The organism is Afifella sp. IM 167, from assembly GCF_020144925.1.
Lineage (GTDB): Bacteria > Pseudomonadota > Alphaproteobacteria > Rhizobiales > Afifellaceae > Afifella.
Window position 1 is genome coordinate 250,989 of record NZ_NSLC01000005.1, and the last position, 13,514, is coordinate 264,502.

13 protein-coding genes are annotated in these 13,514 nt (G+C 67.6%); 6 read left to right on the forward strand and 7 right to left on the reverse strand.

The window, feature by feature from the left end:
• Positions 1 to 65: 65 nt before the first annotated feature.
• From CLD20_RS10890 to CLD20_RS10910, 5 genes are all read left to right on the forward strand, one after another.
• The gene (locus CLD20_RS10890; protein WP_224406650.1) at positions 66 to 1,235 is read left to right on the forward strand and encodes a Gfo/Idh/MocA family protein; all 1,170 of its coding nucleotides are present in this window, start codon (positions 66 to 68) and stop codon (positions 1,233 to 1,235) included.
• A gap of 29 nt (positions 1,236 to 1,264) precedes the next feature.
• A complete protein-coding gene (locus tag CLD20_RS10895) occupies positions 1,265 to 2,869 on the forward strand; it encodes a sugar ABC transporter ATP-binding protein (protein ID WP_255599604.1) in 1,605 nt (534 codons plus the stop codon).
• Entirely contained in the window at positions 2,853 to 3,854 is a 1,002-nt protein-coding gene (locus CLD20_RS10900; protein ID WP_370636862.1) for an ABC transporter permease, read from the forward strand. Before CLD20_RS10895 ends, CLD20_RS10900 begins: the two co-directional genes overlap by 17 nt.
• Positions 3,855 to 3,915: 61 nt before the next feature.
• Positions 3,916 to 4,857 carry an ABC transporter substrate-binding protein gene (locus CLD20_RS10905; RefSeq protein ID WP_224406811.1) on the forward strand — a complete coding sequence of 314 codons (942 nt, stop codon included), beginning with the start codon at positions 3,916 to 3,918 and terminating at the stop codon, positions 4,855 to 4,857.
• A 136-nt stretch (positions 4,858 to 4,993) separates the two neighbouring features.
• The gene (locus CLD20_RS10910) at positions 4,994 to 5,509 is read left to right on the forward strand and encodes an MmcB family DNA repair protein (RefSeq protein WP_224406652.1); all 516 of its coding nucleotides are present in this window, start codon (positions 4,994 to 4,996) and stop codon (positions 5,507 to 5,509) included.
• Between the two features lie 44 nt (positions 5,510 to 5,553).
• Here CLD20_RS10910 and CLD20_RS10915 read toward each other — a convergent pair whose 3' ends face one another.
• On the reverse strand, positions 5,554 to 6,111 hold the full coding sequence (locus CLD20_RS10915; protein ID WP_224406653.1) for an ActR/PrrA/RegA family redox response regulator transcription factor: 558 nt from the start codon (positions 6,109 to 6,111) through the stop codon (positions 5,554 to 5,556).
• A gap of 86 nt (positions 6,112 to 6,197) precedes the next feature.
• Positions 6,198 to 7,529: an ActS/PrrB/RegB family redox-sensitive histidine kinase gene (locus CLD20_RS10920; protein WP_224406812.1), complete on the reverse strand. Its 1,332-nt coding sequence runs from the start codon at positions 7,527 to 7,529 to the stop codon at positions 6,198 to 6,200.
• Positions 7,530 to 7,886: 357 nt separating this feature from the next.
• Between CLD20_RS10920 and hemA the strand changes: the two genes are divergently transcribed.
• Complete coding sequence (gene hemA / locus CLD20_RS10925) at positions 7,887 to 9,158, forward strand: 5-aminolevulinate synthase (RefSeq protein ID WP_224406654.1); 1,272 nt, start codon at positions 7,887 to 7,889, stop codon at positions 9,156 to 9,158.
• 118 nt (positions 9,159 to 9,276) lie between these two features.
• On the opposite strand, the gene CLD20_RS10930 is transcribed toward hemA, so the two are convergent.
• The 5 genes from CLD20_RS10930 to CLD20_RS10950 form a co-directional block, all read right to left on the reverse strand.
• Positions 9,277 to 10,338 (reverse strand): AbrB family transcriptional regulator, encoded by a 1,062-nt coding sequence (locus tag CLD20_RS10930; protein WP_224406655.1) that lies wholly within the window; start codon positions 10,336 to 10,338, stop codon positions 9,277 to 9,279.
• Between the two features lie 65 nt (positions 10,339 to 10,403).
• On the reverse strand, positions 10,404 to 11,636 hold the full coding sequence (locus tag CLD20_RS10935) for a pyridoxal phosphate-dependent aminotransferase (protein WP_224406656.1): 1,233 nt from the start codon (positions 11,634 to 11,636) through the stop codon (positions 10,404 to 10,406).
• Between the two features lie 92 nt (positions 11,637 to 11,728).
• Positions 11,729 to 12,157: a large conductance mechanosensitive channel protein MscL gene (gene mscL / locus CLD20_RS10940; RefSeq protein WP_224406657.1), complete on the reverse strand. Its 429-nt coding sequence runs from the start codon at positions 12,155 to 12,157 to the stop codon at positions 11,729 to 11,731.
• 24 nt (positions 12,158 to 12,181) lie between these two features.
• Positions 12,182 to 12,766 carry a TadE/TadG family type IV pilus assembly protein gene (locus CLD20_RS10945; protein ID WP_224406658.1) on the reverse strand — a complete coding sequence of 195 codons (585 nt, stop codon included), beginning with the start codon at positions 12,764 to 12,766 and terminating at the stop codon, positions 12,182 to 12,184.
• Complete coding sequence (locus tag CLD20_RS10950) at positions 12,763 to 13,302, reverse strand: TadE family protein (RefSeq protein ID WP_370636863.1); 540 nt, start codon at positions 13,300 to 13,302, stop codon at positions 12,763 to 12,765. The genes CLD20_RS10945 and CLD20_RS10950 overlap by 4 nt, the downstream gene beginning before the upstream one ends.
• Between the last annotated feature and the right edge of the window lie 212 nt (positions 13,303 to 13,514).

The following is a 13,514-nucleotide window of genomic DNA, read 5'->3' on the forward strand; positions in this document are numbered from 1 at the left end:
GGGCAGGCCGCGCCGGCGGGCGGCTGGCGGGGCCTGCCTCAAGAACAGGATCAAGGGAGAGAACGATGGCCATAGGCGCCTCGAGAAACGATACGCACGGCCCGATCCGCCTCGGCATGGTGGGCGGCGGGCAGGGCGCCTTCATCGGCGCCGTCCACCGCATCGCCGCGCGCATGGATGGCCATTTCGCCCTCCTCGCCGGGGCGCTCTCCTCCGATCCGGAGCGGGCGAAGGCATCGGGCCGCGAACTCGGTCTCGCCGAGGACCGCAATTACGGCTCCTACGAGGAGATGGCGAAGCGCGAGGCGCGGCTGAAGGATGGCATCGAGGCCGTCTCCATCGTCACGCCCAACCACATGCACGTGCCGGTGGCGAAAGAGTTTCTGAAGCGCGGCATCCACGTCATCTGCGACAAGCCGCTTTCCTCAAACCTGCGCGACGCCAAGCGCCTCGCCGAGGTTGTGGAAAAATCCGGCGCCGTCTTCGTCCTCACCCACAACTACACCGGCTATCCGATGGTCCGGCAGGCGCGTGCCATGGTGGAGGAGGGCCGTCTCGGCGACATCCGCGTCGTCCAGGTGGAGTATCCGCAGGACTGGCTGTCGGAGAAGACCGAGGAGAGCGGCAACAAGCAGGCCGAATGGCGGACCGACCCGGCCCGCTCCGGCGTCGGCGGCTCCACCGGCGATATCGGCACCCATGCCTACAACCTCGCCTGTTTCGTCTCGGGCCTGACGCTGGAAAGCCTCGCCGCCGATCTCGACAGCTTCGTGGAGGGCCGCCGGGTCGACGACAACGCCCATGTGCTCCTGCGCTTTGCCGGCGGGGCCAAGGGGATGCTCTGGGCGAGCCAGGTCGCGCCCGGCAACGAGAATGCGCTGAAGCTGCGGGTCTACGGCACGAAGGGCGGGCTGGAATGGGCGCAGGAGAACCCCAACCTCCTCTGGTTCACCCCCCTCGGCGAGGAAAAGCGCCTCATCACCCGCGGCGGCGCGGGTGCCGGCCCGGCGGCGGCGCGCATGACCCGCACGCCTGGCGGTCATCCGGAAGGCTATCTGGAAGGTTTTGCAAACATCTACGCCGAGGCGGCCGCCGCGATCCGCGCCGCGCGCGATGGCGGCAAGCCGGCTCGCGAAGTTGTTTACCCGACGGTGCAAGATGGGGTTGCAGGAGTGGCCTTCGTTGAGGCATGCGTCAAATCGTCACAAAAAAACGGCGCCTGGGTCTCACTCTAGAAAAAGCGCCTCGGGGAGAGATAACGCATTTGGCCTCACAGCCGCAGAACGGCGCGGCGGAGCCTGCGCCGTCGGCAGGAAACGCCCCTGAGAGGAAGGGCCCGGCCGAAGGACCGGTCCTCGCCGCACGCGCCGTCTCCAAGAGCTTCGGCCCGGTTCAGGTTCTCTTCGACATCGATTTCGAGCTGAGGCCCGGCGAGGTCCATGCCCTGATCGGCGAGAACGGCGCGGGCAAGTCGACGCTGATGAAGTGCCTGGCAGGCTACCAGCCGGCCAGCGGCGGCGAGATCCTCCTGCGCGGCCGGCCGGTCGCGTTCGCCTCCTCCGAGGAGGCCGAGAAGGAGGGCGTCGTCCTCATCCACCAGGAATTCAACCTCGCCGAGCAGCTTTCGGCCGAAGCCAACATCTTTCTCGGCCGGGAGCTGAAGCGCGGCCCCTTCCTCGATACGGCCCTCATGCGAAAGCGCTCCGCCGAGGTGCTTCGCGAACTGGAGACGCCGGTCGATCCGGCAACGCCCGTCTCCGCGCTCTCCGTCTCGCAGAAGCAGATGGTGGAGATCGCCAAGGCGCTGGTCAGGAATGCTCGCGTGCTCATCATGGACGAGCCGACCGCCGTCCTCACCCGGCGCGAGGCGGAAGTCCTCTTTCGCCAGATCGAGCGTCTGAAGGCCGATGGCGTCGCCATCCTCTATACCTCCCACAAGCTCGACGAGATGGAGCGTGTCGCCGACAAGGTGACGATCCTGCGCGACGGCCACCACGTGGTCACGGCGCCCGTCGCCGAGCTTTCGGAGGAGGACATGGCCCGCCAGATGGTCGGCCGCGACCTCACCGACGTTTTTCCGCCGAAGGCCCCCGAGCCGGGCGCCAGCGTCGTCCTCGAGGTGGAGGGCTTTTCGGTGCCTGGCTATGTGAAGGATGTCTCCTTCACGCTGCGCCAGGGCGAGATCCTCGGCTTCGCCGGCCTCGTCGGCTCCGGCCGCACCGAGCTGATGGAAGGGCTGGTGGGGCTCCGCCACGCTTCCGGCACGGTCCGGCTCGACGGAAATGAGGTGCATATCGCGAGCCCCCGCGACGCCGTGCGGCACGGCCTTGCCTACCTGACGGAGGACCGCAAGGGCCACGGCCTTCTCCTCGGCAAGGGCATGCGCCAGAACCTCACCCTCCTCGGCCTGGAGCGCTTTTCGCGGATCTTCATCGACGAGAAGGCGGAAGAGGCCGCGCTCGATGCGGCGATCGCGCGCTTCGCCATCCGCGCCCCGCGTCGCGACATCCCCGTCGGCAACCTTTCGGGCGGCAACCAGCAGAAGCTGCTTCTCGCCAAGACCATGCTGGTGGAGCCGGCGATCCTCATCGCCGACGAGCCGACGCGCGGCATCGACATCGGCACCAAGCAGCAGATCTACGGCTTCATCACCGAACTCGCCGCCGAGGGCCACGCCATCATCGTCATCTCCTCCGAGATGGCCGAGGTGATCGGCCTTTGCCATCGCATCGTCGTCATGCGCTCCGGCCGCGTCATGGGAGAGGTCTCCGGCGAAGAGATCACCGAGAACGAGATCGTCCGCTACGCCATGGGGCTGCAGCAGGGGGCGGAAGAAAGAGCAGGAGATGACCATGTCCGCCGAGGCTAGCACCCCCGCCGCGCCGGCCCGCCGCATGCGCATCGACCTGCATGTCTGGGGCCCGCTGGTCGCGCTCGTCCTCCTCATCCTCCTCGGCGCCTTCCTCAACGCCAACTTCCTGTCCTACGGCAACGTCACCAACGTCCTCGCCCGCTCCGCCTTCATCGGCATCATCGCCGTCGGCATGACCTTCGTCATCACCGCGGGCGGGCTCGACCTCTCGGTCGGCTCCATGGCCGCCTTCATCGCCGGCGTGATGATCATCGTCATGAACTGGCTGGTGCCGGAGCTGGGGGCCGGCTGGCCCGTCGTCCTCGCCGGCATGGGCGCGGCGCTGCTCGTCGGCCTCGTCGCCGGCGCGGTCAACGGCCTTCTCGTCACCCGGGCGGGGATAGAGGCCTTCATCGTCACGCTCGGCACGATGGGCATCTTTCGCTCCCTCGTCACCTGGCTCGCCGATGGCGGCACGCTGTCGCTCAACTTCGAGGTCCGCGAGGTCTACCGGCCGGTCTATTACGGCGGTCTCTTCGGCGTTGCCTGGCCGATCGTCGTCTTTGCCGTCATCGCCGTCATCGGCGAGATCGTCATGCGCCGCACCGCCTTCGGCCGCCATTGCGCGGCGATCGGCTCGAACGACCAGGTCGCCCGCTATTCGGCGATCCATGTCGATACCGTGCGCCTTCTCACCTACGTGTTTCTCGGCATTCTCGTCGGCATCGCCACCATCATGTACGTGCCGCGCCTCGGCTCGGCCTCCTCCACGACCGGGCTCCTGTGGGAGCTGGAAGCGATCGCCGCCGTCATCATCGGCGGCACGGTGCTGAAGGGCGGCTTCGGCCGGGTCTGGGGCACGGCCGTCGGCGTCCTCATCCTCAGCCTCATCGACAACATCCTCAACCTGACCGACCTCGTCAGCCCCTATCTCAACGGGGCGATCCAGGGCGTCATCATCATTCTCGCCGTCGTTCTGCAGCGCGGCAGAAAGGCCGGCTGAAGCCGGCCGAAACGGCCCTTGCGGGCCCAACCGAGGGAGTGAAATCGTGAAAAAACGCGCAATGAGCCTGGTGGGAGCCGCGCTCGCGGCTGCCATCGCCCTGCCGGGCGCCGCCCTTTCGCAGGAAACGACCATCATCGGCGTCTCGATTCCCGCCGCCACGCATGGCTGGACGGGCGGCGTCAACTTCCATGCCCAGGAGGCGATCGACCGCCTGGAGCAGGAATACGAGAATCTCGACTTCGTCCTCGCCACGGCGGGCGATGCCGGCAAGCAGGTCTCGGATCTGGAGGACATGCTCGCCACCCGCAACATCGACGCCCTCGTCGTGCTGCCGTTCGAATCCGATCCGCTCACCGGCCCGGTGAAGCGCGTCAAGGACGCCGGCAAGTTCGTCACCGTCGTCGATCGCGGCCTTGCCCAGGAAGGCATCGAGGACCTCTACGTCGCCGGCGACAATCCGGGCTTCGGCCGCAACGCCGGCGAGTTCTTCAAGGAAAAGATGCCCGATGGCGGCAAGATCGTCGTCCTGCGCGGCATCCCGACCGTCATCGACAACCAGCGCGTCGAGGCCTTCCAGACAGCGATCGAAGGCTCCGGCATCGAGATCCTCGGCATGGAGCACGGCAACTGGAACCGCGACGACGCCTTCGAGGTGATGCAGGATTTCCTTTCCCGCTTCCCCGAGATCAACGCCGTCTGGGCCTCCGACGACGACATGGCGCTCGGCGTCATCGAGGCGATCCGGCAGGCGAACCGCCAGGACGAGATGTGGGTCCTGGGCGGCGCCGGCATGAAGCAGATGATCGAGCGCGTCGGCGACAACGACACGATGGTGCCGGCCGACGTCCTCTATCCGCCCTCCATGATCGCCACCGCCATCGAGCTGACGGCCCTCAAATACGTCTCGGGCGCCGCCATCGAAGGGCGCTACATCCTCAACTCCACGCTGGTGACGCCCGAAAACGCCAGCCAGTACTACTATCCGGACTCGCCCTTCTGATCGGGGCCCGCCGGTAGCGGAGTTTCGGCCGCGGCGCCTGCGCCGCGGCCTTTTTTGGCCGAGGCCCTGTCGCCGCATGCGGCAGTTTCGTTCATCTTTTGTTTGCGCGCCGGCGCGGCTTTGCTATCTTCGAAAAATGCCGCGCATCGCCGTCCGCACCGTCATCGCCGAAGCATCGCCCTGCCAGTCAGGCTCGCAGCCCGGTCTCGTCGACGGGCGCCAGTCGGCCGCCGCCCTTGCCATCCGGCGAGGCGTCTGCCGGCGCTTGCGGGCCGAAGGCTATGCGCTCCTGCCCGAGGTGCCGCTTGCAAGTGGCCGGCGCGCCGATCTCGTCGCCCTCGGCCGCAAGGCCGAGATCGTCATCGTCGAGATCAAGTCGTCGCTGGCCGATTTCATGGCCGATCGCAAATGGCGCGATTATCTCGCCCATTCCGACCGCTTCTTCTTCGCCACCTCGGCCGAGGTGCCGCTCGATGTGTTCCCTGAGGAGGCAGGCCTCATCCTCGCCGATCCCTTCGGTGCGGAGATCCTGCGCGAGGGGGCTCCCCAATGCCGCCTGCCCGCGGCGCGTCGCAAGGAGATGCTGACGCGCCTGGCGCGGGCCGGTGCGAACCGGCTTCACGACCTCGAGGACCCCGGGCACGGGGCCTGAGGGTGGGCGCGCCCGCGCCGCGATGGCGGCGCGGACCCCTCGTCTCAGCGGGGAGCGCGCTTGGCGAGGATGCGCTGCAGCGTGCGCCGGTGCATGTTGAGCCGCCTTGCGGTCTCCGAGACGTTGCGGTCGCAAAGCTCGTAGACGCGCTGGATGTGCTCCCACCGCACCCGGTCGGCCGACATCGGATTCTCCGGCGGGTCGGCCCGCTCGTCCGGCTGCTGGATGAGGGCGGCATAGATGTCGTCCGCATCGGCCGGCTTCGACAGATAGTCGATGGCGCCCATCTTCACGGCCGTCACGGCGGTGGCGATGTTGCCGTAGCCGGTCAGGATCACGGCGCGCGCATCGGGTCGCTTCTCGCGAAGCAGTTCGATCACGTCGAGGCCGTTGCCGTCTTCCAGGCGCATGTCGACCACCGCGAAGGCGGGCGGGTCGTTGGCCACGCGCTGCTTGGCGTCCTTCACGTTCTCCGCCATTTCGGTGGCGAAGCCTCGCTTTTCCATGGCGCGTCCAAGGCGCTGCAGGAAGGGCTTGTCGTCGTCGACGATCAGCAGGCTTGCATCTGCAACGCCCAGTTCCGCTAGGGATTCGGTAGTCATGTGAGCTAACCCCACCTTGTCATGAGATGGACTGGTCTCTGGTTGGAACGCCAATCCGGGCCGTCGGTCCCGGATGGATCGGATGGCTACTCAGCGGCATACAGCATCTCCTCTTCTTCTTCCGAGGATCCGCCGATGATCGGCGCCGTGCGCGGCCAGGCGATGGATACGACGGCGCCGGTCTGCGGCACCGTCCGGTTGCGGAGCGTCAGCTGGGCGCCGGAGCGCTCCAGCAGCGTCTTGGCGATGAAGAAGCCGAGGCCGAGCCCGCCGCCATGGTGCGAACGAGGGGCCTCAGGCTTGGTGCGTCGGGTGGTGATATAGGGCTCGCCGAGCTGGTCGATGACGTCGGGCGAAAAGCCCGGCCCGTCATCGGCGATCGTCACGATGGCCCAGTTCTCGTCCCAGCCCGTGCCGATGGTGATCTCGCTGTTGGCGAAGTCGACGGCGTTCTCCAGAAGGTTGCCGATGCCGTAGAGGATGCCGGGATTGCGGCGGAACACCGGCTCGGCGATGGTGCCGTGGCGCTCGATGGAGAGCTTCTTGCCGAGGTCCCGGTGCGGCGCGGTCACCTCCTCGACGAGCCGCGAAAGCGGCAGCATGCCGAGATGCTCCTCCGGCTCCGTGGAGAGCGAGGTGAGCTTGGAAAGGATGTTGCGGCAGCGCGCCGATTGCGAGGCGAGAAGCTTCAGGTCTTCCGAGCGCGGATCGTCCTCCTCCGTCTCGCGCTGCAGCTCCTTGACGACCAGCGCGATGGTGCCGAGCGGCGTGCCGAGCTCGTGGGCGGCGGCGGCGGCCAGGCCGTCGAGCGCCGTCAGGTGCTGCTCGCGCTGCAGCACGAGTTCCGTCGCCGTCAGCGCGGTGGAAAGCTGGCGCGTCTCTTCCGCGATGCGGAAGGCGAAGAAGCCCATGAAGGCGAGCGAGCAGACCAGCGCCGACCACAGCCCGCCGACATAAAGAAGCGGGATGGCGAGCATCTGTCCCGGAGGCCAGGGCAGCGGCTCGTGGAAGAAGACGAGGATCGTGGCGCAGACGAAGGCGAGGAAGCCGAGAAGGAAAGTCTTGTCGGCCTGCATCGTCGTCGCCGAGACGAGGACAGGCGAGATGATCAGGAAGGCGAACGGGTTTTCCAGCCCTCCCGTCAGATAGAGCAGGCCGGCGAGCTGCACGACGTCGTAGCCGAGGATGAGCGTCGCCCATTTCGGCTCGAGCCGGTTGCTGGCCGGAAAGCGGATCCGCAGCGCGATGTTGACCCAGGCCGAGAGCGCGATCAGCGCGAAGCAGGCCCCGAACGGCACCGGAAAATCGAACCAGAAGCCGATCAGAAGCACCGTCGCCGTCTGGCCGACGATGGCCAGCCAGCGCAGCCAGGTCAGGGTCGATAGTCTGAGCCGCCTTCCTGCGAAGGCGCGTCCCATGCCGACGGCGCGGGGTGGCGGCTGTCTGGCTTCGCTGGTAGGCATTGCTCTCCCATGGTGGCGCGCTGCGCCTTTTCAAATCCTTGCGGCGACCCGCCGCGGTGGCGGCCCGGCAGGACGTCGCGTGGACGGCGCTGCTTGGGACCGAGTGCCGCGGCGGCTGTCAAGCGCACGTGACACTTTGAGTCCTTTTAGACGCCTTTCGAGTGTCAAGGATTTGATCCAGATCAGAGGCGCAGAAGGAAGCACGCCCTACTCTCCCCTTGGGGCCGCTGGCAAATTCGGCGCGTCGAACCGCCGCTAGCCAAAGGGGGGCCCGCCTGTTTAATGTTGCCGCGGCATCGACTGGAGCACGCCATGTTCGATTATCAATCCCATTTCGAGGCCGCGATCGCGGCGCTGCGCAATGAGCGGCGGTACCGCGTATTTGCTGATCTGGAACGTCAGGTCGGCAAGTTTCCGCGGGCCATATGGCGTCGCCATGGCGAAGCTGAGGAAGTCTTTATCTGGTGTTCGAACGACTATCTGGCGATGGGCCACCATCCCAAGGTCGTCGAGGCCATGCGCGAGGCGGCGGCCACGATGGGCGCCGGCGCCGGTGGCACGCGCAACATCTCCGGCACCAACCGGCCCCTGGTCGAGCTGGAAGCCGAGCTCTGCGACCTTCATGGCAAGGAAGCCGCTCTGGTCTTCACCTCCGGCTTCGTCTCCAACGAGGCGGCCATCTCCACGCTCGCCCGGCTCCTGCCGGACTGCCTCATCCTTTCCGACCAGCTCAACCACGCTTCCATGATCGAGGGCGTCAAGCGCGCCGGCGGCCAGAAGCAGATCTGGCGCCACAACGATCTGGAGCATCTTGAAGATCTCCTGAAGGCGGCGGGCGACGAGCGGGCCAAGCTGATCGTCTTCGAATCGGTCTACTCCATGGATGGCGACGTGGCCCCCATCGAGCAGATCGCCGATCTCGCCGACAAGTACGGCGCCATGACCTATATCGACGAGGTCCATGCGGTCGGCATGTACGGTCCGCGCGGCGCTGGCATCTGCGAGCGCGATGGCGTCATGGACCGCATCGACGTGATCGAGGGAACGCTCGCCAAGGCTTTCGGCACGCTGGGCGGCTATATCACCGGCCGCGAGGCGGTGATCGACGCCATCCGCTCCTATGCGCCGGGCTTCATCTTCACCACGGCCCTGCCGCCGGCCATCGCCGCCGCCGCCTGCGCCTCCATCCGCCACCTGAAGAGCTCGCAGGCCGAACGCGACGGCCAGCAGCGCCAGGCGGCCCGCGCCAAGGAAGTGCTGCGCCGCCACGGCCTGCCGGTGATGCCGAGCGAGACCCATATCGTGCCGGTGCTCGTCGGCGACCCGGAGGCCTGCAAGGCCGCCAGCGACCGGCTGCTCGAAAAGCATCACATCTACATCCAGCCGATCAACTACCCGACGGTGCCGCGCGGCACCGAGCGGCTCCGGATCACGCCGACGCCGGCGCATGACGACCAGTTGATCGACGCGCTCGCCGAGGCGCTGGTGGAGACCTGGCAGGCGCTCGACCTGCCGCTCAACCGGCCGGATTCTTCGGAGACCGTGCCAGTGCGCGCCGAGATTTTCGCCGCTTCCGGCGGCTGATCTCAAAGTAGCCTCCCGTTCCTCTCGGCGCCGGGCTCCGTGCCCGGCGCTTTTTTGCGCGCCGCGTCCTGCCGCTTCGCGTCGCGCTGTGCGGCGTCGCCTTGCCGGGAGAACGCCTCTAGCCTTTGCCGCTCCCCGCAGCCTGTGCCTCGGCGCGCGCCGCGTCGCTGGCGTCGAGGCGCATCAGCCATCGGGCGATCAGGGGAACGGAAAAGGCGAGCACCATGAAGCGCACGACATGGTGGGCGGCCACATAGGCCGGGTCGATATGGAGCGTGAAGGCGAGGATGGTCAGCGCTTCCAGCGCCCCCGGCGCGAAGGCCATGAAGGTCTGCTCGATCGGCACGCCGAGGAGCCAGGTGACGAGGCCCGCTCCGGCCGCCGAGATCACCACCGCCACGACGAAGGCGCCGCTGGCGCTGGCGAGCGTGCTTTTCAGAAGATGCCGGTCCTCCGGCCTCAGCCGGCAGCCGGCCACGGCGCCGAGCCCGATGAGGGCCGGCACGAGGATCCAGGTCGGCACGGCAGTCGTCACCGCGCCGGAAACGTAAAGAACGGCCGCCACCGTCAGCCCGCCGAGCATAATGCCGCCTGGAATGCGCAGCCGGTTGAGAATGAGCCCGCCGACCGCGCCCAGCGCATAAAGAAGCAGAAGTTCCAGCGGGATGACCGGAGCGTCGGTGCGGCTCGGCATGCCGGATGGGTGGATGCCGGAGATCCATGCGGCCGCCGGCAGCGCTTCCAGCAGCACGATGAGGCGAAGGCTTTGCGCCACCGCGACGCGGCGCATGTCCGCGTTCGTCATCTCGGCGGCGGCGAGCACGAAGGAGAGCGCTCCCGGCAGCGAGGCGAAAAGGGCGCTGTTGCGGTCCCAGCCGCAGAAGCGGGAAAAGAACACATAGCCGGAGAGCGCCACCAGGAAGACCGTCACCACGAGAATGACGAAGCTGATCGGCCAGCTCACCATCTGGTGGATCGTGGCGGGATTGACGCCGGTGCCGGCGATGACGCCGAGGACCAGGAAGACGAGGTCGCGCAGCGGCGTCGGCATGTCGCTGTCGAAGCCGGCGAGCGTCGTCGCCGCGACCGCCAGCATGCCGCCGGCGATCCAGGCCGCCGGAACGCCGGCGAGCGAGAACAGGAAGCCGCCGGTGGCGGAGATGGCGAGCGTCGCCAGCACCCGGGCGGCGCGCTTCGGCCCGCGCCCCTTGCTCCCGGTCCGGACGGCTCGGCTTTCGATGTCCTTCAGTGTGCGAGCCAGGCCGTCAGCCTCCGCGCGGCCTCCGAAAGGTCCTCCGCCTTGCGCGCGAAGCACAGGCGCATGAACGTCTCGCCCCCCGCGCCGAAGGCGGTGCCGGGCGCCAGCCCGATATTGGCCTCGTCGACGAGGCGCAGGCCGAGCTTGCCGGTCTCCTCCGCGCCCCGGATGGAGAAGAAGAGATAGAAGGCCCCGTCCGGCCAGGAAAAGCGCACGCGCGGCGAGGATTGCAGCGCCTCGCAGACGATCTGCCGGCCCTGGCGGGCGCGATCCACCTGCAGGCGGACGAAATCCTCCCCTTCGTCCAGCGCCACCGTGGCGGCGCGCTGCATGAACACGGCGACGCCCGAGGTGGAATACTGGATGAGGTTCTCGATCACTCGCCCGAGAACCGGCGGGGCGCCGATCCAGCCGACGCGCCATCCGGTCATCGCCCAGTTCTTGGAGAAGGTGTTGACGAAGAGGATCGGGTCGTCCTCGCCCGCCACGTCGTAGAAGGAGGGCGAGCGCTCGCCGGAGAAATAGAAGCGGTGGTAGACCTCGTCGGCGATGATCCACAGCCCCTTCTCGCGGGCGAAGGAAAGAAGCGCCCTGAGCTCGTCCTCGTCCGCAGTCCAGCCCGTCGGGTTGGAGGGGGAGTTGACGAAGATCGCCCTTGTTGCGGGCGTGACCGCCGCGAAGAGGTCGTCGAGATCGAGCCGCCAGCCGGAATTGTCGGCAAAGCGCATCGGCACTTCCACGGCCCTGGCGCCGGCAAGTCCGGTGGCGGCCGCGCAGTTCGGCCATGCCGGGGTCGGGATCAGCACCTCGTCGCCGGCTCCCGCCACGGCGGCGATTGCGAGCTGGATCGCCTGCATGCCCGATCCGGTGATGAAGAAGCGTTCCGCCGGCAGGTCGCGGGAAAAGACGCGGCTGTGGTAGCGCGCCAGCGCCTCGCGCAGCGGCGGGATGCCCCGCTGCCAGGTATAGAAGGTCTCGCCCTCGGCGAGCGATTTCGTCGCCGCCGCGCAGATGAAGTCGGGCGTCGAGAGATCGCCCTCGCCGGCCCAGAGCGGGATCATCCCCGGCCGGTCGCGGCCGTAGTTCATCACTTCGACGATGCCCGAATCCGGCGCCGACCGGGCGGCCTGCCGCAGGTTCTTGAAGAGCGGCGAGGCGGCCTCTTCCGGTCTGGCCAGGGGGCCTGCTGCCTCAGTCTCGGGTGAAAGCGCGTGTGTCATGCAGCTTCTCTAGGCCGGCCGGCGCCGGCCCGTCCAGAGCCTTCGCGCCGTGCCGGCGCATGGCAGGCCGTCCTCGGTGGGGCTCCGTCGCCTCAGCTCTCGCCGCGGGTCGCCAAGAGATCGCGGATTTCGCGCAGGAGGCGAATGTCCTCCGGCACCTCCGGCGCGGCGGCCGGCTTCTCCTCGCGCTTGCGCACCAGCCGGTTCACCGTCCGCACCAGCAGAAAGACGGCCATGGCGACGATCAGGAATTTGAGGATGGCGTTGATGAACAGGCCGATGTTCCAGGTGACGGCCCCGGCCTGCTTCGCCTGCGCGACGGTGTTGTAGGGACCGTCTCCGGAAAGCACTACGAAGAGCTGCGAGAAATCGACCCCGCCGAGCAGGAGCCCGATCGGCGGCATGATGATGTCGTCGACGAGCGAGGAGACGATCGCGCCGAAGGCGGCGCCGATGATGATGCCGACGGCCATGTCGACGACGTTGCCCTTGAGGGCGAACTCCTTGAATTCCTTCAGCATGACGCTCCTCCATCGAGGATCGCCCTAGCCGCAATCCTCCTCGTCCGGCCCGCAAAGCTCGACCTTCTCCGACTCGCGCGGCACGAAGAAGTGCTGGTCGGAGAGATTGATCGTCCCGGTGATCGTATAGCCGAGGGCCGGGCGGAACGCATAGCTTCCTTCCGAGACGATGACCTGGGAGTTCGGCCGGCGCAGGCTCGCCGGGATCTCGCCGGTGACGTCCGAGCCGCTGGCATGCGCCGCGAGCGGGCCTCTCGCCCGGCTCCAGGCGACGGAGGCGTTGCCTTCCTCGTCGATGTCGACCGCCGAGACGACGACGCCGACCTCCTCTTCCGGATAGGGGGTCATCGCCGAGCGGACGATCTCGAAGATGTCGCTCATGTCCGCTTCCGTCAGCTTGGCCGTGCGCGCGACGAGGTCGCCCACGGAGGCGGTGATCTGGTCGAGGCGCCGGTCGACGCTGAGCCCCTGGCTGAGCTCCACCGTGCCGAGCCAGAGGGCGATCAGGATCGGGGCGATCAAGGCGAACTCGATGGCCGCGACGCCGGTTTCCTGCGCCCGGTAGCGATGAAGGAGGGCTCTGAGGCTGGAAAGGGCAGGGCGGCTCATGATGGGCTGCCCCCGCCACCCGCGTCGGAGACCGGGGTTTCGGGTATCGGTTCCACCTCGGGGAAGGGCTCGTTGCGGAAGGCGGTGAAGGAGCCGATCAGGCGCTTGCCGTTGGCGAGATTGCCGAAGGTGAGGCCGCCATAGAGCGGGTTGGTCGGCCACTGGTAATAGGCCCGCACGACGACGATGTCGCCCGGCCCGCCGAACTCGAACTCGCCGGCATCTTCGAACGCGTCGTCCTCGTCCACCGGGTTCGAGACCTGGGCGCTTGCGAAGGTCTCGTAAGAGCGCACGTCGAGATAGAAGTTCGGGCTGTCGCAGCGGATGAGGGCGAAGAGGCGGCTGCAGACGATGTCGCTGAAGCCGGCGGCGTCGGCATGGTCGGCCTGGACCCGGCCGATGCGCACGTCGCGCGCTGCCTCGAACACCGCGTTTTCGAGAACCTGCTCGGCGATGAAGATGAGCGCCGTCTCCATGATTAGGAGGATGAGGAAGAAGAAGGCGGGTGCGATCAGTGCGAATTCGACCGCGGTCACGCCATCTTCCTCGTGCGCCAGGCGTGCGAAAAGCCGCCGCGCGCGGCGTTTTCGGCCCGCGTTGCTGGCCGCCCTTTCTTCCGGTCGCCCTGCCGCCGCTTGGCGCATGGCAGCAATCCTCCCCCACAAGGAACGCGCCAAACCTGCGCCATCTCGCGCCAAAGGAGCGTTAACGCGCCGGCGCGCGCCCGCTTGCGACCGCCGTTTGGTGA

Excerpts from the sequence above, each read along its gene's own strand:
- mscL (WP_224406657.1), bottom strand. The coding sequence starts at position 12,157 with ATGCTGAAGGAATTCAAGGAGTTCGCCCTCAAGGGCAACGTCGTCGAC.
- CLD20_RS10935 (WP_224406656.1), bottom strand. The coding sequence starts at position 11,636 with ATGACACACGCGCTTTCACCCGAGACTGAGGCAGCAGGCCCCCTGGCC.
- CLD20_RS10905 (WP_224406811.1), top strand. The coding sequence starts at position 3,916 with ATGAGCCTGGTGGGAGCCGCGCTCGCGGCTGCCATCGCCCTGCCGGGC.
- CLD20_RS10910 (WP_224406652.1), top strand. The coding sequence starts at position 4,994 with ATGCCGCGCATCGCCGTCCGCACCGTCATCGCCGAAGCATCGCCCTGC.
- CLD20_RS10890 (WP_224406650.1), top strand. The coding sequence starts at position 66 with ATGGCCATAGGCGCCTCGAGAAACGATACGCACGGCCCGATCCGCCTC.
- CLD20_RS10920 (WP_224406812.1), bottom strand. The coding sequence starts at position 7,529 with ATGGGACGCGCCTTCGCAGGAAGGCGGCTCAGACTATCGACCCTGACC.
- CLD20_RS10900 (WP_370636862.1), top strand. The coding sequence starts at position 2,853 with ATGTCCGCCGAGGCTAGCACCCCCGCCGCGCCGGCCCGCCGCATGCGC.
- hemA (WP_224406654.1), top strand. The coding sequence starts at position 7,887 with ATGTTCGATTATCAATCCCATTTCGAGGCCGCGATCGCGGCGCTGCGC.
- CLD20_RS10915 (WP_224406653.1), bottom strand. The coding sequence starts at position 6,111 with ATGACTACCGAATCCCTAGCGGAACTGGGCGTTGCAGATGCAAGCCTG.
- CLD20_RS10945 (WP_224406658.1), bottom strand. The coding sequence starts at position 12,766 with ATGAGCCGCCCTGCCCTTTCCAGCCTCAGAGCCCTCCTTCATCGCTAC.